Origin of the sequence: Vibrio sp. nBUS_14 (genome assembly GCF_051201655.1) — a bacterium.
Taxonomy (GTDB): Bacteria; Pseudomonadota; Gammaproteobacteria; order Enterobacterales; family Vibrionaceae; genus Vibrio.
The window spans coordinates 2,704,078-2,728,647 of record NZ_CP179206.1 but is presented as its reverse complement, the minus strand read 5'-3'; the positions used below and the strand labels follow the sequence as shown (position 1 = coordinate 2,728,647).

At 44.6% G+C, this 24,570-nt stretch carries 18 protein-coding genes, 1 tRNA gene and 1 pseudogene; 14 read left to right on the top strand and 6 right to left on the bottom strand.

What is annotated here, in order from left to right; all coding sequences use genetic code 11:
- Nucleotides 1–81: 81 nt before the first annotated feature.
- From minE to minC, 3 genes are read right to left on the bottom strand one after another with little or no spacing between them, the layout of a single operon-like run.
- Nucleotides 82–345 (bottom strand): cell division topological specificity factor MinE, encoded by a 264-nt coding sequence (gene minE, locus ACMAZD_RS12805; RefSeq protein ID WP_010436847.1) that lies wholly within the window; start codon nt 343–345, stop codon nt 82–84.
- Nucleotides 346–351: 6 nt separating this feature from the next.
- Complete coding sequence (gene minD, locus ACMAZD_RS12800; protein WP_009848498.1) at nt 352–1,164, bottom strand: septum site-determining protein MinD; 813 nt, start codon at nt 1,162–1,164, stop codon at nt 352–354.
- A gap of 21 nt (nt 1,165–1,185) precedes the next feature.
- The gene (gene minC / locus ACMAZD_RS12795; protein WP_004734174.1) at nt 1,186–1,848 is read right to left on the bottom strand and encodes a septum site-determining protein MinC; all 663 of its coding nucleotides are present in this window, start codon (nt 1,846–1,848) and stop codon (nt 1,186–1,188) included.
- Nucleotides 1,849–2,069: 221 nt separating this feature from the next.
- Between minC and ACMAZD_RS12790 the strand changes: the two genes are divergently transcribed.
- The 5 genes and pseudogenes from ACMAZD_RS12790 (at nt 2,070) to ACMAZD_RS12770 (ending at nt 7,866) form a co-directional block, all read left to right on the top strand.
- Complete coding sequence (locus tag ACMAZD_RS12790; protein ID WP_017110315.1) at nt 2,070–2,360, top strand: YcgL domain-containing protein; 291 nt, start codon at nt 2,070–2,072, stop codon at nt 2,358–2,360.
- A 29-nt stretch (nt 2,361–2,389) separates the two neighbouring features.
- Complete coding sequence (locus ACMAZD_RS12785; RefSeq protein WP_017106145.1) at nt 2,390–3,388, top strand: lytic murein transglycosylase; 999 nt, start codon at nt 2,390–2,392, stop codon at nt 3,386–3,388.
- Between the two features lie 150 nt (nt 3,389–3,538).
- The gene (locus ACMAZD_RS12780) at nt 3,539–4,462 is read left to right on the top strand and encodes a LysR family transcriptional regulator (protein ID WP_080585210.1); all 924 of its coding nucleotides are present in this window, start codon (nt 3,539–3,541) and stop codon (nt 4,460–4,462) included.
- A 205-nt stretch (nt 4,463–4,667) separates the two neighbouring features.
- Nucleotides 4,668–5,867, top strand: coding sequence for a NupC/NupG family nucleoside CNT transporter (locus tag ACMAZD_RS12775; RefSeq protein WP_017110312.1), 1,200 nt, complete (start codon nt 4,668–4,670; stop codon nt 5,865–5,867).
- Between the two features lie 184 nt (nt 5,868–6,051).
- Nucleotides 6,052–7,866, top strand: a pseudogene (locus ACMAZD_RS12770) (cation:proton antiporter).
- Between the two features lie 156 nt (nt 7,867–8,022).
- Here the strand turns inward: ACMAZD_RS12770 and folD are convergent.
- Nucleotides 8,023–8,880: a bifunctional methylenetetrahydrofolate dehydrogenase/methenyltetrahydrofolate cyclohydrolase FolD gene (folD, locus tag ACMAZD_RS12765; protein WP_102267229.1), complete on the bottom strand. Its 858-nt coding sequence runs from the start codon at nt 8,878–8,880 to the stop codon at nt 8,023–8,025.
- 211 nt (nt 8,881–9,091) lie between these two features.
- Between folD and ACMAZD_RS12760 the strand changes: the two genes are divergently transcribed.
- Nucleotides 9,092–9,168 (top strand) — tRNA-Arg (locus ACMAZD_RS12760).
- Between the two features lie 269 nt (nt 9,169–9,437).
- Nucleotides 9,438–10,523, top strand: coding sequence for a chorismate synthase (gene aroC, locus ACMAZD_RS12755; RefSeq protein WP_004734182.1), 1,086 nt, complete (start codon nt 9,438–9,440; stop codon nt 10,521–10,523).
- 108 nt (nt 10,524–10,631) lie between these two features.
- Here aroC and ACMAZD_RS12750 read toward each other — a convergent pair whose 3' ends face one another.
- Complete coding sequence (locus ACMAZD_RS12750; RefSeq protein ID WP_435247507.1) at nt 10,632–11,255, bottom strand: trimeric intracellular cation channel family protein; 624 nt, start codon at nt 11,253–11,255, stop codon at nt 10,632–10,634.
- A 301-nt stretch (nt 11,256–11,556) separates the two neighbouring features.
- Between ACMAZD_RS12750 and ACMAZD_RS12745 the strand changes: the two genes are divergently transcribed.
- The 3 genes from ACMAZD_RS12745 (at nt 11,557) to ACMAZD_RS12735 (ending at nt 13,219) form a co-directional block, all read left to right on the top strand.
- On the top strand, nt 11,557–12,087 hold the full coding sequence (locus ACMAZD_RS12745; RefSeq protein ID WP_435249373.1) for an elongation factor P hydroxylase: 531 nt from the start codon (nt 11,557–11,559) through the stop codon (nt 12,085–12,087).
- A 9-nt stretch (nt 12,088–12,096) separates the two neighbouring features.
- Nucleotides 12,097–12,360, top strand: a complete 264-nt coding sequence (locus ACMAZD_RS12740) for a YfcL family protein (RefSeq protein WP_004734185.1) — start codon at nt 12,097–12,099, stop codon at nt 12,358–12,360.
- Between the two features lie 337 nt (nt 12,361–12,697).
- A complete protein-coding gene (locus ACMAZD_RS12735; protein ID WP_435247506.1) occupies nt 12,698–13,219 on the top strand; it encodes an NADPH-dependent FMN reductase in 522 nt (173 codons plus the stop codon).
- Nucleotides 13,220–13,382: 163 nt separating this feature from the next.
- Here the strand turns inward: ACMAZD_RS12735 and mnmC are convergent, their stop codons facing one another.
- Complete coding sequence (mnmC, locus tag ACMAZD_RS12730; protein ID WP_435247505.1) at nt 13,383–15,530, bottom strand: bifunctional tRNA (5-methylaminomethyl-2-thiouridine)(34)-methyltransferase MnmD/FAD-dependent 5-carboxymethylaminomethyl-2-thiouridine(34) oxidoreductase MnmC; 2,148 nt, start codon at nt 15,528–15,530, stop codon at nt 13,383–13,385.
- 56 nt (nt 15,531–15,586) lie between these two features.
- Between mnmC and fabB the strand changes: the two genes are divergently transcribed.
- From fabB to ACMAZD_RS12710, 4 genes are all read left to right on the top strand, one after another.
- Nucleotides 15,587–16,798 (top strand): beta-ketoacyl-ACP synthase I, encoded by a 1,212-nt coding sequence (fabB, locus tag ACMAZD_RS12725; protein WP_010436883.1) that lies wholly within the window; start codon nt 15,587–15,589, stop codon nt 16,796–16,798.
- 503 nt (nt 16,799–17,301) lie between these two features.
- Entirely contained in the window at nt 17,302–18,435 is a 1,134-nt protein-coding gene (locus ACMAZD_RS12720) for a 4-phosphoerythronate dehydrogenase (RefSeq protein ID WP_435247504.1), read from the top strand.
- A 12-nt stretch (nt 18,436–18,447) separates the two neighbouring features.
- Nucleotides 18,448–19,461, top strand: coding sequence for an aspartate-semialdehyde dehydrogenase (locus ACMAZD_RS12715; protein ID WP_435247503.1), 1,014 nt, complete (start codon nt 18,448–18,450; stop codon nt 19,459–19,461).
- Nucleotides 19,462–19,668: 207 nt separating this feature from the next.
- Entirely contained in the window at nt 19,669–24,525 is a 4,857-nt protein-coding gene (locus tag ACMAZD_RS12710) for a FimV/HubP family polar landmark protein (protein ID WP_435247502.1), read from the top strand.
- Nucleotides 24,526–24,570 lie beyond the last annotated feature (45 nt).

The following is a 24,570-nucleotide window of genomic DNA, read 5'->3' as shown; positions in this document are numbered from 1 at the left end:
GAGATAAAAGTTTCAGACATAAAAAAGAGAGCCTAGGCTCTCTTTTTTATTGAATATTGATAAGCACAGCTTAGGCTTTACTTATCGGTCTTCTTCTGGAAGCTTAACGTTCAACTCTAATACTGAGATGTCGTCATCTTTGTGTTCGAAAGTCAGATCAACCATTGATGGATCGACTTCAACATACTTCGCAATACACTTCAAGATGTCTTCTTTTAGTTGCGGCAGGTAAGACGGCGCTGGGTCGTCATGGCTGCGTCGCTCTGCAACAATGATCTGCAAACGTTCTTTGGCTAGGTTTGCGGTTGTCTTTTTTTGTGGTCTGAAAAACTCTAGTAATGACATTGCGTATTAGCCCCCGAACAGTCTTTTGAAGATGCCTTTCTTCTGTTCCGTTAAGAAACGGAAGTCCACTTGGCTACCCAGTAGTCGCTCTACAGTATCATTGTAAGCCATACCTGCGTCGGTTGCTTCGTCAAAGATAACTGGCACACCCTTGTTTGACGCGTTCAGTACTGCTTGGCTCTCTGGAATCACACCCAGTAGAGAGATGTGCAGGATTTCTTCAACGTCTTCAACACTGAGCATCTCACCTTGAGTTACACGTGCTGGGTTGTAGCGAGTCAATAGAAGGTGTGTTTTCACTGGCTCTAATCCGTCTTCTGAACGACGAGACTTAGAATCAAGAATACCTAGAATACGGTCGGAATCTCGTACAGAAGAGACTTCAGGGTTGGTGGTTACAATCGCTTCATCAGCAAAGTAAAGCGCCATTAGAGCGCCTTGCTCGATACCCGCAGGAGAATCACAGATGATGAAATCAAAGCCCATTTCATCCAGTTCATCAAATACACGACGAACGCCATCTTTCGTCAATGCGTCTTTATCACGAGTTTGAGAAGCAGGAAGAATGAATAGGTTCTCTGTGCGCTTGTCTTTGATCATGGCTTGGTTCAGCGTCGCTTCACCATTGATCACGTTAACGAAGTCGTACACAACACGACGCTCACAACCCATGATTAAATCTAGGTTACGCAGACCGATATCAAAATCGATAACCGCTGTTTTCTTCCCTTTCAGAGCTAAGCCAGAGGCAATAGCTGCACTGGAGGTCGTTTTGCCCACCCCGCCTTTACCTGACGTTACAACGATAATGCGTGCCATTCTTTTTTCCTTTTATTTCTCTTATATTGCGAGGACATCAACGTGTAATACATCGTTTGCCATACTGAACATGGTTTTCTTTTGCCAGTACTCGCTATCAATTTGATCGCTGAGCCAGTAATTTCCTGCAATGGAAACCAGCTCGGCTTGTAAATCATTACAAATTATTTTTGCTTCAGTTTGACCACTTGCACCTGCAATTGCACGACCGCGTAGCGTGCCATGAATATGGATGCTGCCATCGGCAATCACTTCTGCGCCTGCACTTACGTGGCTAAGAATCAGCAAGTCACCGTCTTTGGCATACACTTGCTGACCAGAACGAATCGGGGTTCTCACCACCTTAATCGGAGCCATTTTTGCCGGCGCTTGAGAGGGAGACTTGCTCGCTGTCATAACGGCAAAACCTGCGTCCCTGGCTAAGTTTTGCATGCGCTTATCTGAGCAACCAGCTACACCAACCGGGATCATGCCCGCTTGAGATATACCATTTTTGAGCTGTACGAAATCAATATCGCCAGCGACTTTGCTGATATTGATAACAACAGGTGCAGCCGCAAAAAAAGTGGGTGCTTGGTCTACCTTCTCTTGAAGAAAAGACACTGCATTTTCGACTTGATCATCGGATAAGTGCAAAACAGATAGCGTGAAACTGCTACCTTTTAGATCTGGGTTACTAGACATCGAAAACTACAGGACCTCAATTGCGGATAGGTACAATTTCTTTCATCTTAAAGATAAAGGGCATTGCCTGAAACTAGGTTTATCATGTTATATTCCCAAATCAAGCACAGCAAGTAATCTTGTTGTCAAATAAACGTTTTGTCCCCAATATTTCATCAACATAAACTATTGAACTCACAAGTGAGAGTTTTGTAGCCATAAACATTTAAAAAAGGTTTGTCATGCTGTGTTCTATATATAAAAGCTCAAAAAAAGAAGGAACATACCTTTATATCCCGAAAAAGGATGATTTCTCACAAGTCCCTGACGCACTGATGCAAATGTTTGGTAAACCTAGCTTTGTAATGGTAATTAAAATGGAAGGCCGCACGCTTGCCCAAGTCAGCATCGAAAAAGTGAAAGAGTCACTAAAAAACGATGGTTTCTTTTTGCAGGTTCCGCCTCCGCCGGTTAACGAACTTGAACTGCATAAAGAGCGTAAAGCTCAGCAGAATGTTCAAGACGAAGAGTGATAGCCACCTAATTCAAGGAGGAATGATCGTTGAGTAAATTTTCTAAAACCCTATTAGCCGTGTCAGCATTGCTATTGGGTAATAGCCTGACTATCGGTTCAGTACAGGCTGAAGAGCTTAGCTTTGAACAATATGTAGAAAAACTAAAGCAGCAAGGCCGTGAACAAGGCATTTCTGAAGCGATCATTGAAGAAGCCTTTGATGGTGTGACGTTTAAGCCGAGAGCAGTCAAAGCCGATAAAAACCAACCTGAGAAGAAACTGACTCTGGATGAATACATTCCACGTGCGGTTCCAGATTGGAAAGTGAAACAGGCAAGATCGCTCTACAAAAAACACTACACAGCGTTAAAGCGTATTGGTGACGAGTACGGTGTTCAACCAAGGTTCATTGTCGCTCTATGGGGCGTAGAAAGTAATTTTGGCAAGTTCACGGGTAATTACAGTGTTATCGATGCTTTAACCACCATGGCTTACGAAGGACGCAGAGAAGCGTTGTTCCGTAGCGAAGCGATGGCTGCGTTAACGATTCTTGACCAAGGCCATATCGCACCCAAAGAGATGAAAGGCTCTTGGGCTGGCGCGATGGGGCAGCCTCAGTTTATGCCAAGCTCATTCTTAGCTTATGCCGCTGACGGTAACGGCGACGGTAAGAAAGATATTTGGGGCACTGAAGAAGATGTATTTGCTTCGGCGGCTAATTATCTCAGCCAATCAGGTTGGGATGACAAATATACGTGGGGCCGTCAGGTTCACGTTCCGGCAACCGTGTTTATCGAGATGCAAGGCCGAGGTGAAGACAAAGCGAAATACTTAAAAGAGTGGTCTGAACTCGGTATTAAACGCTTTGACGATCGCCCACTACCAACGCTTGATGAAGATATTAAAGCTTGGCTAATTATGCCAGACGATGAAACCGGTCGTTCGTACCTCATTTACAACAACTACAATGTGTTAATGAAGTGGAATCGTTCTTACTACTTTGCTTTGGCGGTCAGCCACCTAGCAGACAGAATTAAGTTTGATTAACAGACTTAATTTGGTTAATAGCCCTAGGTCGCTTTGATAGCATTTGGCCTACTATAGGCAGAACGAACTAAAGGACTCTTCGGAGTCCTTTGTCTTTTATATTTCAGAGATTTTTAAGGTGGTCTTGTGCTAACAGATAGAGCCGCACAGATGGTGATATTCCATGCGTTAATCAAGCATGAAGGCTTTACCAGTGCAGCAAAAAGTTTGAATGTGTCGGTGTCTCACATCAGTAAGCAAGTTGCTTTTCTCGAAGACTCGATAGGTATCAAGCTAGTGCAAAGAACCACACGCAGCCTGACACTAACTGAAGCAGGGGAAGTGTTTTATCAGCATTGTGAGCAGCTCTTCAATACGGTGAAAGCGGCTCAAATGGATATGGACAGCCAGCGTGATGATATCTCTGGGATATTCCGCATAGGCTTGTCTCAGTCATTTGGCACACTGCATATCATTCCTGCAATTGATCAGCTCAGACAGCTTTATCCTCAGCTGAGAATCGAAGTGCATTTGTTCGACTACAAAGTGGATATGATTGAAGAGCGACTGGATCTCTGGATCACCAACAATGAAGATTTACCGGAAGGTTATATTGCGCAGCGCTTAGCCGACAGTCAGTTTGTAGTGGCGGCTTCACCGGATTATCTGATTAAGGCAGGGACTCCTCATGTGCCATCTGATCTGATTGACCATAACTGCCTTATCTATCGTAGCCGTGAACGGGACTACACATCGTGGGCATTTGATAACGGCCAAGAAAACCTCAGTGTGAAAGTGGCGGGAGACTATTCGGTGGATTTGGCTGAGGCGGTACGAGATGCGGCAGTATCGGGTTGGGGCGTTGCTTATCTGGCGACTTACTTAGTCAAAGAAGAGTTTAGAATGGGCAAGCTCATCCAAGTATTACCAGAATGGCGAGCGAGTCAGCTGATGCCATTTTACGCTGTGTATCCGAGTAGAAAGAACATGCCGAAGAAGCTTTCAGCAGTGATTGAGTTCATCAAAGATCATATCGGGTCGCCAACTACTTATTGGGATGAAAACCTTAAAACCTGCGTTGAGCTGCACCGTTAACTGTTTCCTAATCTATAAATATAATTTCCATATGGAAAAAGTATGCTTTTTAAGCAAGTTAAGTCATTAAAATTCAATGCTTTAATATAATCATAGGTGAGGCAGTGATAATCCCAACATCACATTAACAACCGCACCTTGCCGCAAACGATTTCCTCTATACAATGCGTCGCCTTTCCTACCTACAACTTTTAGGTTGACGCATATGGCTTCCCTACTTGGAATTATCACTATTTTAGTAGCTGCTTGGTTACTATCTACGGACAGAAAAAATATTCCGCTAAGAACCGTCTCTTTGGCTTTCTTACTGCAAATCTCATTCGCGCTATTGGTTCTTTATGTGCCGATGGGTAAAGAAGCGCTGAATGCAGCTACTGGTGCGGTGTCTAGCTTGATCAACTACGGTCAAGAGGGGATTAACTTCCTATTTGGTGGCCTCACGAATAACGGATTTGTTTTCGCTATTAACGTTCTCGGCATCATTATCTTTTTCTCTGCACTGATTTCAGGCTTGTACCACATCGGCTTTATGCCAAAGGTGATCAACCTTATCGGCGGTGCTTTGCAAAAGTTCTTAGGTACAGGTCGTGCGGAGTCACTGTCTGCAACGGCAAACATCTTTGTTGGCATGATCGAAGCGCCATTGGTGGTTAAGCCTTACTTGAAGCATATGACGGATTCACAACTGTTTGCCGTAATGGTGTGTGGTTTGGCTTCTGTAGCTGGTGGTACGTTAGTGGGTTATGCATCGCTTGGTGTTGATTTGAACTACCTGATTGCAGCGGCATTCATGTCTGCGCCTGCAGGTCTATTGATGGCCAAGATTTTGGTACCAGGTAATGCAGATGAGGCTCAAGAAAATATTGAGTCTGACGTTGAAATTCCACGAGCAACAAACGTCGTCGAGGCAATGGCTGATGGGGCTATGTCTGGACTTCGTATTGCCGTTGCAGTGGGTGCGACACTTCTGGCCTTTATCAGTGTGATTGCGATGCTGAATGGCTTATTAGGTATTGTTGGTGGTTGGTTTGGCGTAAACCTAAGCTTCGAACTTATCCTAGGTTATGTGTTCGCACCCGTTGCATGGCTGATCGGTGTGCCGTGGTCTGAGGCTGTGGTTGCAGGCTCGCTGATCGGTAATAAAATCGTTGTGAATGAATTTGTGGCTTTCATCCAGTTAATGGACGTGAAAGATGCACTGAGTGAGCACTCAAAAGCGATCGTTACTTTTGCACTATGTGGTTTTGCCAACATCTCAACGATGGCCATTCTGATTGGTGGTTTGGGTAGCTTAGTTCCAGAGCGTCGCTCTTTCATCTCACAATACGGCTTTAAAGCGATTTGTGCGGGTGTGCTTGCTAACTTAATGAGCGCAGCGATTGCTGGCGTGGTGCTTTCTCTGTAACTAGATGATAAGTACAGAGTGGATGAATCAGTCACTTTATTTCCCCATAGTAAAGTTACTGATTAATCATACTAATATTCGGTTAGCATGAAAAAGAGAGCCTATAGTTTAATTACATAGGCTTTCTTGTTTCAGCAAATAGGTTTGTATCTCAAGGTGTGGTACGAATTTTTTAGGGGCACAAATGGATTTGTCGATTACTTCATCCTTGGCGTTAATTGGACTGCTGTCTTTAACGTGTCAATTGTTAGGTTGGCGCTTGCGTCTTCCTGCTATTCTTCCTCTTCTTATTGTCGGCTTACTTTTAGGTCCCGGTCTCAACATCCTTAATCCCGACGCCATTTTTGGGGATGTGCTATTTCCGCTGATTTCATTAGGTGTCGCTATTATTCTGTTTGAAGGTGCATTGACCCTGAATTTCAAGGAAATAAGAGGTCATGGTCGCATGGTGACGCACCTCGTGAGTTTTGGCATGCTGATTACTTGGGCGTGCATTGTCGTTGGTGCTTATTATTTTGTGGATTTCAGCTGGCCATTAGCCGCGTTGTTTGCCGCCTTAGTGGTGGTCACGGGGCCAACCGTTATTGTTCCCATGCTGCGCAGCATTCAACCCAAATCTTCGTTAGGCAGTATCTTGCGCTGGGAAGGGATAGTGATTGACCCGATTGGCGCTCTGTTTGCCGTTCTCGTTTACGAATACATTGTCTCTTCAGCCGATCCTACCAGCCATGTACTGTCGGCCTTGGGGCTGACTCTAGCCATCGGTTTAGGCTTAGGGATCATCGGTGGCTATTTGATTGCCAAGATGCTTCAAGGACATTGGGTTCCGCACTATTTGCGTAATGTGGCAGTCCTAACGTTGATGTTGGCGGCGTTCTCTTTTTCTAATGATCTGAGTGAAGAGTCTGGCCTATTAACCGTGACCATCATGGGTATCTGGCTCGCCAACGTGAAATGCTTGGATCTTGAAGATATTATTGAGTTCAAAGAGACCTTAACCGTGTTACTCATTTCCGCTTTGTTTATCTTATTGGCGAGTCGACTCGATTCTGGGACTTTCCTCTCGATAGGTTGGGGCGGTATTGGCTTATTAGCGGTCGTTATGCTGGTGGCTCGTCCTCTGAGTGTGTGGATCAGCGGGATCGGCACGGATCTTACCCCAGCAGATAAATGGTTTTTGAGTTGGATGGCACCTCGCGGGATCGTCGCGGCTGCGGTTTCTTCTCTATTTGCTATCAAGCTTCAAGAGAAGCAATTGATTGAAGGGGCTGATCTACTGGTGCCAATGGTGTTCTTGGTCATCATCGGTACGGTTGTTATTCAGAGCCTTACCGCAAGTTGGTGGGCAAGAAGGTTGGGTGTGACGCAAGATAAAGCGCAAGGGGTGCTCTTCTTTGGCGCGACTCATTTTGCAAGACAGTTTGCCAAGGTGCTGGCGACACACAACATCAACAGTGTGCTTGCTGATACCAACTGGGAAAGCATTCGTTTGGCGCGTATGGATAACTTGAATGTCTATTTTGGTAACCCAGCCTCAAGTCACGCGGAAAATAATCTGGAGCTGGATGGAATAGGGCGCGCCATGATAGTCTCGCCTTATCGTCAAATCAACCCATTAGTCAGCATGCATTATCAAGATGAGTTCGGTGAAAATAAGGTGTTTGAGCTTGAATCGACAGAAACTAAACACGAAAGGCATTCAGTGAGCCGAGATGGCAACAGAAGTCTGTTTTCGGAAGGAATTACCTATTCCTAGCTTAACTCCTTTATGGCTCAAGGTAGCCAAATTAAGAGCACGGGCTTGACTGAAGCATTTAACCTTAATGAGTTTAATGCGCTGTATCCTAAAGCGATTCTACTGGGTGTGATTATTGGCGGTGACTTCCGTTTAGTGACACAAGGTTCTGATTTGGAAAAACTTATATCAACTGAGTGCGCGATCATTAGTTTATTGCCGCCTTCGGATCCAACGGAAAGAGTTTGTACTCCAGATAAATAGCGGGTGCTCTCTATCAAAAGCGAGCCACTTTGTATCAAAAACGAATAGTGCAGTATCAAAAAAGCCGCAACGTTTTAACGCTGCGTCTTTCTAATTCTACTTTTGGTTTAGGCAATCCATGCCAACGGTATTGTTACCGAGACTGTCGTTCGCAAATTACTTCGAGTGAAATTGCTCACAAGCGATCATGGTGTTCTCGATTAGGCTCGCTACTGTCATTGGACCAACACCACCTGGAACCGGTGTGATGAAGCTTGCGCTCTCTTTCGCGACATCGTATTCAACGTCGCCAACGAGTTTGCCAGATTCCAAACGGTTGATGCCTACATCGACCACAACAGCACCTTTCTTAATCCAAGCGCCAGGAATGAAGTTAGGCTTACCAACGGCTACCACCACAACATCGGCTTGACGTACATGACCTTCAAGGTCTTTGGTGAAGCGGTGACATGTCGTTGTCGTGCAACCTGCTAGAAGAAGCTCTAGGGTCATTGGGCGACCTACGATGTTTGATGCGCCAACAACAACTGCGTGCTTACCACGTAAGTCGATGTTGTAACGGTCAAGCAGTGTGATGATGCCTTTAGGCGTACAAGATCGTAGCTTAGGCATACGTTGAGCCAAACGGCCTACGTTGTATGGGTGGAAGCCATCAACGTCTTTCTCTGGCGTGATGCGCTCAAGAACGTGAGTGGTATCAATACCAGCAGGCAAAGGTAGTTGAACTAAGATGCCATCAATCTCAGGGTCTTCATTTAATTGGTCGACGAGCGTTAGCAGATCATTTTCTGTCGCCGTCGCTGGTAAATCAAAAGACTTTGAAACAAAGCCTACTTCTTGACACGCTTTACGCTTACTTCCAACATAAACCTGAGAGGCAGGGTCTTCACCCACTAAAACTACCGCTAGGCCCGGAGCGCGTAATCCAGCTTGAGTTCGAGCTTTTACACGTGCCGCAACTTCAGAGCGAACGGTTTGAGAAATTAGCTTTCCATCAATATTTTGAGCAGTCATGAATTTCCTTAGTATTGATATTCAAGTTAGTGGCTGATGTTTTGGGAGCATTATTCCAGAAAATCTTTTTGATTACCATCAAGCAAACGTTTGCTTTGGTCTATTTTCCAACACTTATAATCTCATTGCCCTTTTTTTACTCACTTGGATCAGAATGTTACATAAAGCCGTTGCTTTACTGATTCGAATTCGTATAATCTTTTCCTGTAGCGCGCCCTTAGCTCAGCTGGATAGAGCACCTCCCTTCTAAGGAGGTGGTCGAAGGTTCGAATCCTTCAGGGCGTACCACTATTTAAAGAAACCCGATAACTCTCTGAGTTGTCGGGTTTTTTGCTTTTCTATGATACTAAAAGTACTTCTCTTAAAGCGCTACTCATTTTCCTTCGTTATTCATTTCATTCGGCTTATGTAATAGAAAGTTAAAATTGTTCCTTTTTTGGGGTTTACATCATTTGGTAATAAAGCCACTATGAAATTACGAAGAATAGACAAGTAAAGCTGTTCACCGGCGGGTTTAGGAATCAAACCTTCTGCTGATGGCTGATTTAGAGGAAGTAATGGCAGGAAACAGTATCGGACAACATTTCCGCGTGACCACGTTCGGAGAAAGTCACGGTATCGCACTAGGATGTATCGTAGATGGGTGCCCACCAGGATTAGAAATTACCGAAGCAGACCTTCAAAGAGATTTGGATCGTCGTCGCCCAGGTACTTCTCGTTATACAACGGCTCGCCGTGAAGCGGATGAAGTGAAAATCTTATCAGGTGTATTTGAAGGCCAAACTACGGGTACTTCTATTGGTCTATTGATTGAAAACACAGACCAACGCTCTAAAGACTATTCCGAAATTAAAGACAAGTTCCGCCCAGGCCACGCTGATTATACCTACCATCAAAAGTACGGTGTGCGTGATTACCGAGGTGGTGGTCGCTCTTCGGCTCGTGAAACTGCAATGCGTGTTGCGGCAGGTGCGATTGCGAAGAAATACCTGAAACAAGAATTTGGTGTTGAAATCCAAGCTTATCTTTCTCAAATGGGTGATATCTCAATTGATAAAGTGGACTGGAATGAGATCGAAAACAACGCTTTCTTCTGTCCTGATGCCGACAAAGTACCGGAATTTGACCAACTGATTCGTGACTTGCTAAAAGAAGGCAACTCGATCGGTGCGAAGATTCAAGTGGTTGCGACTAAAGTGCCTGTAGGCCTTGGCGAGCCAATCTTTGATCGCCTAGATGCAGACATCGCGCACGCTCTAATGAGCATCAATGCGGTGAAAGGTGTTGAGATTGGTGATGGCTTCGACGTAGTTAATCAGCGCGGTAGTGAACACCGTGATCCATTAACTCCAGAAGGCTTCAGCAGCAATCACGCTGGCGGTATCTTAGGCGGTATTTCTACTGGCCAAGATATTGTGGCAAGTATTGCACTTAAGCCAACATCAAGCATTACTGTTCCTGGTGACACCATCACTAAAGATGGTGAGGCAACGCAGCTAATCACTAAAGGTCGTCACGATCCATGTGTTGGTATTCGTGCAGTGCCTATCGCAGAAGCGATGCTGGCGATTGTTTTGCTTGATCACTTGCTACGTCACCGTGGTCAAAACTTTGGTGTGACAACGGAAACGCCAAAAATCTAGTTCAGCTTCGTTTTATTCAGAACAGAATTGAAACTGATTTAATAGAAACAAAAAAGGGTTGCTTCGTAATGAAGCAACCCTTTTTATATTCTGCGTCAGTGAGAATATCTAATGCACAGAGCTTTCCGGATCAAGCTGGAACGAAGGCAAGCGCCATTTGAATCTCACGGCAGCCATACGTAGCAAGTAGCCAGCCACAAGCGTAACAATCGTTGCTGTTACGTCGTTAATGCCAATCTCAAGCAAGCCGAGATATAAACCTGAAGCGACAAGGGCGACAGATGCGTACAACTCTTCATGCAGAACCAATGGCGTTTGACGACAGATAAGATCGCGCAGCAGGCCACCAAACACGCCAGTGACCAATGCAGACACCATACAAATCATAGGGTGCAGACCCATGTTCATAGCTACTTTAGTACCAATAATACTGAATACGATAAGCCCCAGCGCATCCAAACGAATGAATAACCCTTTTAGCTTGATTACCCATTTAGCGAGTCCGGTCGTGATGACACCTGCCACACAGGTGATCGCAAGGTACTCTGGGTTTTCAACCCAACCTAGAGGGTAATGGCCAAGTAGGATATCTCGTACTGTACCGCCGCCGATTGCTGTTGCACTCGCAACCAGCATTACACCAAACCAATCCATTTTTTGTTTGCCAGCGCTGAGAGCGCCGGTCATGGCTTCTGCCGTGATGCCAATGATATACAAAACACTTAGTAGCATTGCTGTAGCTCTATTATTTAGGTCTATAAATTTGAGAGTTATAGGCCTTGGGGATATAAAAATGAAGCGCGAGTGTAGTAGTAAAAACGGGCTTTGACGAATGAATATTTGTACCGTGAATCGAGGTTTCAGATTAGCTGAAGTAATTAATTGGAGTAACTTGGGGTTATCTATCGCAGAGGTAGGTGGCTTTGTGCTGGTGGAGAGCTCTGGTACCGTTAACATTACGCCTGATAGGGGCTTTACCAAGCCGACAAAACAAAGCAAAATACGCGTGTTTATTTCATTTCAAGCAAGCTTTATGACGCACCAATATTCCGACATTATCGATATTTTTAATCAGACTTTTTATAGCAGCTTTAATACTAAATTGGAGCTAGGCGCTGACGAGCCTATTTACTTACCTGCCGATGATGATATCCCACACCACAGAATTGTCTTCGCACGCGGCTTTTACGCTTCTGCGCTGCACGAAATAGCGCACTGGTGTGTTGCTGGCCCTGAGCGTCGTTTACTGGAAGATTTTGGCTATTGGTATGAGCCTGATGGTCGCACTGAGTCGGTTCAAGCTGAGTTTGAAAAAGTAGAAATTCGCCCGCAAGCGTATGAATGGATCATTGCGACGAGCGGAGGCTTTCCTTTTAATGTCAGCTGTGACAATCTACACGGCGATTTTGAGCCAGATCGTTTGGCCTTTATGAATAAAGTACACAGCGAAGTCATGGGTATCTTTGAAGCTGGCCTTCCGCCTCGCGTAAAAATGCTCTCTGAAGCATTGCGCAGCTTCTACGATGTAGAACCTTTATGTGCTAGCCAATTTATTGTGAAATAAGAGAATATTATGATTATCGAATTTGAAGAAAAACTACTTGAAGTAATTGATGCTCGCATTGAAAACGCATCAGATGATGAACTGTTTGCTGGTGGTTACTTACGTGGTCATATTTCTCTTTCAGTAGCTTCATGTGAAGAAGACGGCATTGAAGACGTTGCAGAAGTGAAATTGCGTATTGAGAAGAGCCTAGAAGATGCGCGTTCTGAATTAACGCCAGCCGATCGCACGATCGTTAATGACCTTTGGGTTGAGCTGCAAAACCAAGCGTAACTGCTCGTCATTTATCGTTAGCCGCTCAGTCTCTTCCTTTCCATTTTGCTGAGCGAATATTTATACCAATCGCAGTAAATAACCGGTCAACCTAGCTGGTTAAAAGTCTCGATAACGGCGTTAGAATTTTTGATTGTAGAATAACTACTTATCGAAAATTCCGCCTTGCTCTCAAGCCTTTTCCCTGCGCTATTTTTGAACATTTACTTACTGTGATTGGTATTATTTAAGACTCGTTCGAAATTTTTGAATGAGTCCGTTCAATCCTCGTGATGGTTCCATTTTCTGACTACGTTATTCTAATCCTACTTAACGGAATCACAGAAAAGGTCACATCATGAAAGTTATCGCATTCGGCGCAAGCACCAGCTCTACCTCTATCAACAAAACTCTAGCAACTTACGCAGCTAACTTGATTGAAGGTGCTGAAGTCAAAGTTTTAAACATCAACGATTACAACGTTCCTATGTTCAGTGAAGACACTGAAAAAGAGATTGGCCAAGCGGAAGGCGCTCAAGCATTCTTGCGTGACTTAGCAGAAGCGGACGCATTTGTTATCTCTTTTTCTGAGCACAACGGTCATTATCCAGCAGCGTACAAAAACCTATTTGACTGGGCGACACGTATAGAACGTTCAGTGTTTGGTGAGAAACCTGCGGTTTACCTAGCGACATCTCCAGGCCCAGGCGGCGCACAAACAGTACTTGGCGCAGCGACAGGTTCAGCGCCATACTTTGGTGGTAATGTTAAAGCATCGTTGTCAGTACCTAGCTTCTACGATAATTTTGATTTTGAGTCGGGTTCAATCAGCAATGAAGAGATTGCCGCACAAATTAAAGACGCGATTGCTAAGCTGTAAAAGCGGAAAGTAAAGCGTATAGCTGCAAAATATGCTTTAGAGTAAGAAGTAGCGACGTAAACAAGATTAGAAAAACAAAGCCCGAGCATTGAGAGATGCTCGGGCTTTTTTGTTTGGGTTGTACTAACACTTATATGAATATTTAGAACCAGTCTAGAATCGACTATTCCGCACTGACTTGTTTCGTTGAAACCCAACCTTCTGTTAACGCTTTGCCTTTACGTAATCTTCTAATCCACATTCGACTTGGATGAATGGCTTCGAGCACATCAACTGGAAGAGGTAGAGGATCGCCACAAATTTGTGAAGCTAAGACTTCAGCTAAAAGAGGGGTCGAGCTCAAACCACGCGAACCTAAACCGATAAAGCAGAACAAGTTCGGATAGCTGGTAACAGGTTCGATACTGTCGATAGCATCACGCTGCGGATTAAAGTTGTGCAGATTCTGATATTGTTCTTTGATGGATTCAAAATCGCCCACATTACCGACGAAAGGTAGGTGATCTCGACTCACGCTGCGGATACCTTGGCGCGCTAAGTTGCCACTGGTATCGACATCTTTGGTCCACGCTTGTTCTGGTAGCGACCCGTGTAAGCGCTCGCCATTATGTTGCTGAACCTCAATATCAAATTCTTGGTCGATATTGGTTTTATCGTAATTAGCGCCAATACAGTGGTGGCCGTTATTTGGGTTTTGTTGCGTTAGGTAGCCATCAAAGCACAACACCGTTTTTAGCTGGCTGAGATTTTCTGTGGTCGGGATATGACTCACTTGCCCTTTAACGGGCGTCAGAGGTACGGGACGAGTTTGTTCAAATTGAGTGAACTTGTGTCCATTCGCGACAACTACTTGGTCATGCTTAGTTTGAATCTCACCTTGAGGTGTCTCAATGATTAGTAGCCATTGTTGCTCTGCTTCTAACCACTCAAGTTGCGTCACTTGGTGTTGATAATGTGCGCTTACTTGGTTGGTTTCTTCTAACTCACCAATCAAACCTTGAGTAAGTTGAAGAGGGCTTAACCAACCACCCAATGGGAAGTAAACACTCTCTTTATCAACCGGTAAGCCAATCTTTTCGTTCGCTTGCTCTGGCGTTAAACGCTGAATCAAATCTGTGTGGAAATTGCCTTCCAACATACGGTTGAGCTTTTTGGTTGAACTTTCATCCCACATCAAAATATTCACGCCACACCAGCGGTGATCAAAGTTCACCGATTGTGCTGCTTGATTAATAAATTGGCGGGCAAACAATAAGCCAGGGCCAAATACTCTTGATACATTAGATGTCGCTTCGCTGAGTAGCGGATAAATGGCACCTTGGTTGTTACCAGAGGCATTTCCAGCGGCTTGTAGGTGTTCGCAATAAAGCGTGATGTCTTTACCGCGTCGGCTTAATGTTTTGGCAAGCGCAGCACTGGCAACACCACCACCGATAATGGCGATATCTTGTGAATCGCTGTGTTGAGCCAAGTCATACCAAGGTTTGATGTTGGTATGAGCGTGCTTCTTATCGAGTCGGCCAGCAATCATTTCCCGCTTAGTACCAAAGCCTTTAACTTTTTTCATTGCAAAGCCAGCTTCGATTAAACCGCGGCGAACAAAACCGGCAGCAGTAAACGTTGCACAGCTGCAATCTTGTTTTGCCAGTTTGGCCATGCCGTTGAATAGGTTCTGATTCCACATTTCAGGGTTCTTACTTGGCGCAAAGCCATCTAAGAACCAAGCGTCAACCAAACCCTCCTGCGGGGTAGGCACGTTTGGCATACAATCTTTAATATCACCAAACCATAAATCGAGTGTGATCGCGCCATCGCCCAACACAATGCGGTGACATTCAGGTAGGGCAATCGGATAGTGTTCTTGGAGTTGCGTCGCATACTGGGCTAATTCTGGCCAAGATTGATGCGCTTTTATCAGATCATCTTTATCTAAAGGATATTTTTCAAAACTGATGAAATGTAACTCTTTGGTCATCGCTTGTGGGTTATCTTTAAGAAAAGCATCGAACCATTGCCAGACTGCGAGAAAGTTTAAACCGGTACCAAAACCGGTTTCAGCAATCACAAAACGGCGTTGTTGATGTTCAACCCAACGCTCTGGAAGGTGGTTTTGTTTTAAAAAGACGTAGCGAGTTTCTTCTAAACCGTTAACATTAGAGAAGTAAACGTCGTCAAATTGGTCTGAAACTGGCGTGCCAGACTCATTCCATTCCAGTTCTGCATTAGTAATTGAAGTCATAAAATCTATCATTTTGTGATTTGAAGCGATATGTTGGTAGGGATTGTACGAATTTCTAGGAAAGCTGACCACTTTTGTTAGGCTTCTTAGTTATCATCTAGCTGAATTTAGAATTATAGGAATGTCACATGAAACGAGTCGTAATCACCGGTATGGGTATTGTTTCAAGTATCGGTAACAACGTCGAAGAAGTTTTAGCATCACTGAAAGAGGGTAAATCAGGTATTACCGCTTCAGAGCAGTTCAAGGAAAATGGCTTGCGCTCTCAAGTTTGGGGTAACCTGAAAATGAACCCTGCTGACCATATCGATCGCAAAAAAATGCGCTTTATGGGTGATGCAGCGGCATTCGCATATCTTTCAATGGAGCAAGCAATTGCTGACTCTGGCTTAACTGAAGATCAAGTATCTAATGACCGCACAGGTATCGTTGCGGGTTCAGGTGGTGCTTCATCTCTAAACCAAGTTAACGCTGTAGACATCATCCGTGAAAAAGGCGTTAAGCGCGTTGGTCCATACATGGTTCCACGTACAATGGCTTCTACGGTTTCTGCTTGTCTTGCTACACCATTCAAAATCCGTGGCGTGAACTACTCTATGAGTTCTGCATGTGCGACATCTGCACACTGTATTGGTCACGCAATGGAGCTTATCCAACTGGGTAAACAAGACGTTGTCTTCGCTGGTGGCGGTGAAGAACTGGATTGGTCTCTGACTATGATGTTCGACGCAATGGGCGCACTTTCTACTAAGTACAACGACACTCCAGAATTGGCTTCTCGTACTTACGATGCAGACCGTGACGGTTTCGTTATCTCTGGTGGCGGCGGCATGCTAGTTATCGAAGAACTTGAGCACGCTGTTGCTCGTGGCGCAAAAATCTACGGCGAGATCGTGGGTTACGGCGCAACTTCAGATGGCTACGACATGGTTGCTCCTTCTGGTGAAGGCGCGGTTCGTTGTATGAAGATGGCAATGCAAAACGTTGACGGTGTTGACTACGTGAACACTCACGGTACTTCAACTCCTGTTGGTGACGTTAAAGAACTTGGCGCAATCCAAGAAGTCTTTGGCGGCAACAGCCCAGCAATCTCAGCAACTAAAGCGATGACAGGTCACGCTCTAGGTGCAGCTGGTGTACACGAAGCAATTTACTCAACACTAATGCTTGATAACGGCTTTATCGCACCAAGCATTAACGTTGCAAACCTAGACGAAGCAGGCGCAGGCCTAGACATCGTAACGGAAGCTCGTGAACAAGAGCTAACAACGGTTATGTCTAACAGCTTTGGTTTCGGTGGTACGAACGCAACGCTAGTAATCAAAAAATACCAAGGCTAATTGAAGCCAAGGTTAAATTAATAAAAGGTTAATCGTTAATGGGTGATGTGAGTGCAGATTCAACACGCACAGATCACCCAGTAATCATGACCATCAGAACACAGCTTTTTAAACATAGTTTTTTTAAGCTTCGCTTTAGAAAAATAGCTTTTAAGCTTAGTTTTAAAAGTTGAAAGGTTTCCAGAGCTTGACTAGTAGTAACTTTGGTTAGTACTGGTTGAACAGACGCAAGACTCTGTCTCCTGGAGAGCGAGATAGGATCCTTTTGTTCTGGATGTTTGCCCGATTGTTTATTCAATCGGGCATTTTTCGTTTTGGCTTTCTGATTTAGCCTTTTGATTTTGGGTCTCTACTCTTATTCTGTTCTTGCTTGTGCACGTTAGGTGATTTAGCCCTTTATTCATAATGTATTCCAATTGCTACTCGACACCGTGTGTGGAATTTTGCACAATCATTTCAATTCACATTTAAGGTCGACAGACCCCAACGAAAGTACCTTCCCAATGAAAATCTTAATCGATGAAAATATGCCTTATGCTGAAGCGCTTTTTAGCCAGCTAGGTGAAGTGACAATGAAGTCCGGTCGAACGCTAACCGCTGACGATCTTGTTGACGTAGATGCTCTGATGATTCGCTCGGTGACTAAGGTCAATGAAGCGCTGATCAGCAAAGCGAACAAGCTTAAGTTTGTTGGAACCGCAACGGCGGGTATGGATCACGTTGACCAAGAATTGATGAAAGAGCGTGGCATTTTCTTCACCGCAGCGCCTGGCTGTAACAAGGTGGGTGTGGCTGAGTATGCGTTTAGTGCGATGATGGTGCTGGCTCAGCAACAAGGCTTTTCTGTTTTTGACAAAACCGTAGGTATTGTTGGTGCTGGTCAAGTGGGTAGTTACTTAGCAAAATGCCTTGAAGGTATTGGTATCAAAGTACTGCTAAACGATCCTCTAAAACAACAAGAGGGTGATGCTCGTGAGTTCACCGACCTTGAAACGTTGTTAGAACAATCTGACGTAGTTACTTTGCATACACCTATCACCAAGACGGGCGAATTTCCAACGCACCACATGATCAACGAAAAAGTGCTCAATAACTTCCGTGCAGATCAAATCCTAATTAATGCGGCGCGTGGCCCGATTGTCGACAACCAAGCGTTGAAAGCTCGTCTGCAAAAAGCCGATGGTTTCACTGCAGCGTTAGACGTATTCGAATTTGAACCAGAAGTTGATATGGAATTGCTTCCACTGTTGGCCTTTGCAACTCCACACGTTGCTGGCTACGGTTTAGAAGGTAAAGCGCGTGGTACTACCATGATCTTTAACAGCTATTGTGAGTTTTTAGGCAACGAGTTACGTGCTTATGCGAGTGACTTACTTCCTATTGCGCCTGTTCCTCAAATGAAATTAGATAGAGCTTGGGATGAAGCAACACTGCACAATTTGACTCAGTTGATCTATGATGTGCGCAAAGACGACGCCTTATTCCGTCGCAATATCTCTACGCCGGGTTCTTTTGACAAGATGCGTAAAGAATATTGGGACCGCAGAGAGTACAGTGCAGTCGAGTTAACGGGCGACGAATCTTGTAATTTAACGCCGTTATCTAAACTCGGTTTTATGGTAAAGCCAACTTTATAAAAGAGAGAAACAATGAGCCAAGAATTTAATATTGCTATTTTAGGTGCGACTGGTGCGGTTGGTGAAACCATTCTTGAAGTACTTAAAGAGCGTAAATTCCCTGTCGGTGAAATGCACTTACTAGCAAGTGAACGTAGTGAAGGCAAAACTTCCCGTTTTAACGGCAAAACAATACAAGTACAAAATGTAGAAGACTTCGATTGGTCTCAAGTACATATTGCGTTTTTCTCTGCCGGTAGCGAGCTTTCAGAACGTTGGGCTCCAATCGCGGCTGACGAAGGTGTGGTTGTTATCGATAACACATCACGTTTCCGCTATGAATACGATGTTCCTCTGGTTGTGCCAGAAGTGAACCCTGAAGCGATTGCTGAGTTCCGCAACCGCAACATCATCGCGAACCCTAACTGTTCTACTATTCAGATGGTAGTAGCACTTAAGCCAATTCACGATGAAGTGGGTCTTGAGCGTATTAACGTTTCAACTTACCAATCTGTGTCTGGTGCAGGTAAGCCGGGTATCGATGAGCTAGCAGGTCAAACGGCTAAGCTTCTTAACGGCATGCCAGCGGACAAGTCAGCATTCTCACAGCAGATCGCGTTCAACTGTATTCCTCAAATCGATGAATTTACAGAGAACGGCTACACACGTGAAGAAATGAAGATGGTTTGGGAAACTCAAAAGATCTTTGCTGACTCTTCGATCACGGTGAACCCAACTTGTGTTCGTGTTCCTGTGTTCTACGGTCACGCTGAATCTCTACATGTTGAAACTCGCGCGCCAATCGCTGCAGAGCAAGTTATTCAGATTCTAGAGAATACGGAAGGCGTTGAAGTTTTCCAAGCTTTAGACTTCCCAACTCAGGTTCGTGATGCGGGTGGTAAAGACCACGTAATGGTTGGTCGTATTCGTAACGACATCAGCCATCACAGCGGTGTGAACATGTGGGTAGTCGCTGATAACGTACGTAAAGGCGCAGCAACCAACGCAGTGCAAATCGCTGAAGTTCTGATTCGCGATTACTTCTAAGCTTCATTACTTTGATTATCAAGCCTCACTCTTTAGTGGGGCTTTTTTAATCGATTGAAATTATTGTTAGTCAAATTGTGTGAAATTGCTGCGAATATTGTTGCTGCAACACATTTTTTGTTTTCATCTCTATAGTTTTACGTCATTTATCCGATATATTTAATAGATGATCACTTTTCCGAATTTAAGCACCTAGCTGAGCCTTTTATGTTTCAAATTTTCAAGCCGTGGTTAATGCCTTTTGCCTTTATCATTGCGACTCAGATTTCCGTTGTTCGTGCAGATTCCATTCGAGTTGTAGGGCCTAATGGCCGGATACAATCAGCGCCTACGTTTTCAGAACCTCTTCAAAGAGCGCAATCAAATAGCGCTGAGCCTTCTCGTTTCTATGGTCCAACTCGTAGCTCAGAAACGCTATGGTCTATTGCTTCAAATTTACGCCCAGATAGTTCCGTTTCAGTCCAACAAACCCTGTTGGCAATTTATCGCTTAAATCCACAAGCGTTTGAAAACCAGAATATCCATAGCCTGCTGCCTGCCAGCAACTTACGTGTGCCTTCTTTAGAACAAACTCGCGCAAGTTCAACGCAGCAAGCCATCAATATTATGAACTCGCATCTCGCGAAGCTTGATAAGCCAACAACAAAAACGGTTGCCGCCAAACCAAAAAGCACTCAAGCACCAAGTCGAACGGATGTAACGCTTAAGAATGCACAATCCACTGCCAAGGTTAGCGAGCCTAAGGTTGTCGATAAGTCGATAATTGGTAATAAAGAGATCGTTAGTAATAAGCCGCTAACGGGTGCCAAGGAAATGAACCACCTTGAGAAGCAGCTAGAGCTTTCTGAAACTGAGCTGTTATCTCTGGAAGAGAAAAACCACCAACTTCGTTTGATGCTATCGAATGTTCAGTCTGAAGTAGATGGTCTGAAGACCGAACTCAGTGATGAAGACCGCATACGTAGCGAAGTTGAAAAGTTACTCGCTGAAGAGAAGAGAAAGAACGCTGAAATCGAAAAAATGGCGCCAAGTGCCATGGATCAGCTGTTGTCTAATAGTTGGCTCGTTGCCGCACTTGCGATTATTCCTGGCTTGTTGCTTGGTCTGATCATTGTGATGCTGTTAGGTCGTCGTTCTAAAAACGATGATCAGCAACAAACGATTCAAGAACAACCTATTCAGCCTCAACCAAGCAGTGTCGCGCCAATCACCTTAGGTGATGAAATGGACGACCTTGATAACGAATTATCTCTCGATGATGAATTGTTTGGTACCGAGGATGATGCCAATAAGCTATTTGACGATGAAGCGCTTGCCCAAGAAGACGATATCTTTGCTGGCTTAGATAACGCTGATTTGGACTTCAACTTAGATGGTGAAGACAATGACCCATTTGCGAGCATCGGAGAAAACGGCGACTTAGATACGAACTTTGATGATCTTGATTTAGACAGCAGCAATGGCATCAGCGTTAATGGCGAAGAGAAAGCGCTTGGCCTCGAAGAGATGGAGCGTGCGTTAGACGAAACGGCTGAAAGTGCGCTGGATTCCGATGAAGGTGATTTCGATCTTTCTGATGATAACCCAATGTCTGCCGATGATATTGAAGCTCTACTGGCTCAAGAATCAGCAACGGAAGACTTAGGTTCGAACGAATTAGATCAATCGTTATTGGATGATTTGTTCGCGCTTGATGACGAAGACGATGACAGCTTTGATATTGATGCCTTGATATCGGAAGAACAAAACGATGCGACTCCAGCTATTGGCACGTCAGCGACCGATGACTTCGACATTGATGCCCTTATCTCTGAGCAGCAGGGCAGCGCCGCTTCAACTGATTCAAGTACCGGTGATTTTGATATCGATGCCTTAATCTCTGAACAACAAAATCCTGAGCCAGCGGCACCGACAGTCAATGATGATATTGACGATATCTTTGCTCAAGTTGCGGCGCAAAGTGAACAAGGTAATGACCCGTTTGACATTGATAACGATGATGAGATTAGCTCAAGCCTGAATAGCGGCTTAGCATCTGATGATGACATCGAAAATATTTTGGCTCAGTTTGATCAGCCACTAGAAAACGAAGATGAATCTGCGCTATCTGCTCAACCTCAGAGCACACCAGCAACAGAACAACCTTCACTTGATACCTCTAATCTTGATTTGCTTGATGAGCAACTTGAAGGGGATGACGTTGATTTAAGCAACTCTACCGACCTGCTCGACGATATGCTGGACAGTGAATCAGAGAAAGAGTCTGAAGATGAGCCGCTTGGTTTCGATGCTCTATCTGAGCTAGAAGAGCTTTCAGGCTTGTCGACTGATGATGATTTGAATATCAGCGAAGACAGCACTGAAACTCTGGATGAATTGATCAGTGATTCTGACGATGATTTTGAGCTCGATGCCGAAAGTACCGATTTACTTGATGACTTCCTTGATAGTGAATTGTTAGACAATGCGCTTTCAACGGATGAAGTTGACGCACCAAAAGCGGAATCTTTGGACCCGTTTGATGACTTACTGACAAGCGGCATTGAAGACGAGTTTGAATCAGAAGAACAAGCGTTTGATAAAGAGTTAGACGCTGCTTTAGATTTTGGCAAAGCCAACGATGACCTTGATTCAGACGCTGAGCTTACTCAGTTAACGCCTGAGCCTTCTGAAGTCGATCCTGAGCAAGTCACGGGTATCGGTGAAACATCACAACTTGAACAAGCTAACGAAGAATCGTTAGCGTCGGAACTGACGCAAGACAGTGATGATGTTAAACCAGAAAATGATGAAGACTTTAATCGCGATGACTTTATCGATGATCTATTTGGTGTTGCACCTGCAACGGATGCGCTGCTTGACGATTCACTAGAAACAACAGATGAAGCATTGATTGATGAGTTGATGTCTTCTGATAGCGACGCATTAGCATCGGTTGAAGAGCCAGCTTCATGTTCTGAAGATATTGTTTTAGAAGATGAATTCGATTCCCCTTCAGAATCGATTCAAGCTACTGATGAAGTAATTCCATCGGCTGAAGCAATTCGACCAGCTGAAGTAACTCCACCAACTGAAGCAATGTCACCTGATGAAAGCGATGAACTGGATATTGATTCATTGCTATCTGATAACTCAGTGTCTGATGTTGAAATACCATCAGATAGAGCTCTAGAACCGGCTTCAAGTGTATCAAATGAAGTTTCGCCATCCTCTTTAAATGATATCTCCGGAGAAGATGAAGAGACGGTTGAAGATTGGTTAGCGGAAGCTATCGACGATGTAGAGTCTCCAGCGGACATTGACTCTGATTTTGACTTCGAACCTAAAATTCAAGGTAGCGATCAACTCGACGATGTTGTTGAATCCTTGCCAGAGCCAGAGCCAGAGCCAGAGCCAGAGCCAGAGCCAGAGCCAGAGCCAGAGCCAGTTCGTGCAGCACATATGCCTGAAATCATTCCAAATGAGTTCGGTGTGCCAGAAGACGATGATTGGTTGATTGAAGATGACACGGCTCAACAAGAAACATTGGCAGAAGCTGATGCCGAAGTAACACCAGAACCACTAGCACCTGCTGTTGAGCCGCAAGTTGAAGCTGCACCACAAGCTGACGTCGCCGAACAAGTGGAAGTTGCAGGACAAGAAGACGAAGAAAAATTCTCGTTTGATGACTTCGAGCTGCCTGAGTTTAACGAAGAAGATGCCTTTGCTGATGCAGATGTACAAGCTCCGTTAGAGCCTGTAACAACGTCTGTGGACTCTCCAGATAGCCTTGAGCCCGAAGTAAATGCTTTGGCCCCTGAAGCAAGTGCTGTTACTCCTGAGCTCAAAGCTGAAGAGCCGACAGTTGAATCAGAAGAGTTCTCTTTCGACAATTTTGAGCTTCCAGAGTTTGGCGAAGACGATGCGTTAGCAGAAGTGGTTAGCGAACCTGATGAAGCTCAGTTAGAACAAGACCTATCAGATGGTACCGAGAAGTTTGAGTTTGATGATCTTGATCTGCCTGAATACGACGAAGAGAGTGCCAAAGCGGACTCTGTTTTAGATGATATAGAACAAAGCAGTACAGAGCCGGTAGCGGAAGATCAAGGTGTAGAACTGGATGTACTTGATCTGCCGGAATACGGTGAAGATGAAGCTATTTCTGATGCGTTTGCTGAGAAACCAACATCATTAACGTCTTTCAGCCCACAAGGCGAAGAGCAAGACGCACTACATGACTTGTTCTCAAACCCTCAAAGCTTCAGTCATGCTGATGATTCCTCGGATACAGACGGTTTACCAAATTCAGAAGTTTTCGTCGATGCAAAAGAGCCTGAACTGGCGGCTTTCGGACAATCAGATGAGTTACCGAGTTCGTCTTCAGAATTAAATTCAGGGCTTGCAGAATCGAACTCAGCGCCAATAGCGGTACAAGACGAATCTCTAGAAGGTTTTGATGACTTTGATGAAACAGCGCTGGCTGAGTTACTTTCAGAAGATGTTCAAGACTCTGTCGACAACATGTTCAATAAACCATTGGATGCTACATCGATTGATAGCGCTGGGCTTGATATTGATGCGATGCTTGAAGTGGGTGGCGAAGATTGGAAAGGCTTTAACTTAGCACCCAAGCAACAATCGAGCATGCATAATGATGTGCCTGATGATCAACAAGAGATCTGGGCATCGGCGGAGCAACAACCAGAGCCTAAGATCAAACAAGAAAACTGGGCACAGCAAGACAACTTAACCGAATCAGGAAACAGTCATGATAAGAAGTACATGACGATTGATGAACTGATGGCTCAAGTGGAACAAGAAGGTGAAGACGCGATTAATCCGGATGACGAAGAGTTAAAACTGGATGTTGGGCTTAACGAGTTCCCAGATGTAATCGGTGACATTGGTAATTATGATGTCGACAGCAATGCAGAGGCTGCTGGTAAGCTTGATTTGGCTAAAATCTATATCGAGATGAGCGACTCACAAGGAGCGATAAAGCTCTTAGAAGAAGCGATAGTCGACGGCAGTGATGATATTCGCCGCGAGGCTAAGAATCTTATCGATACGATTAACGGCCGATAAATTAAACGATAAATAAAGGGTAGCATTAGCGACCCTTTATTTTAT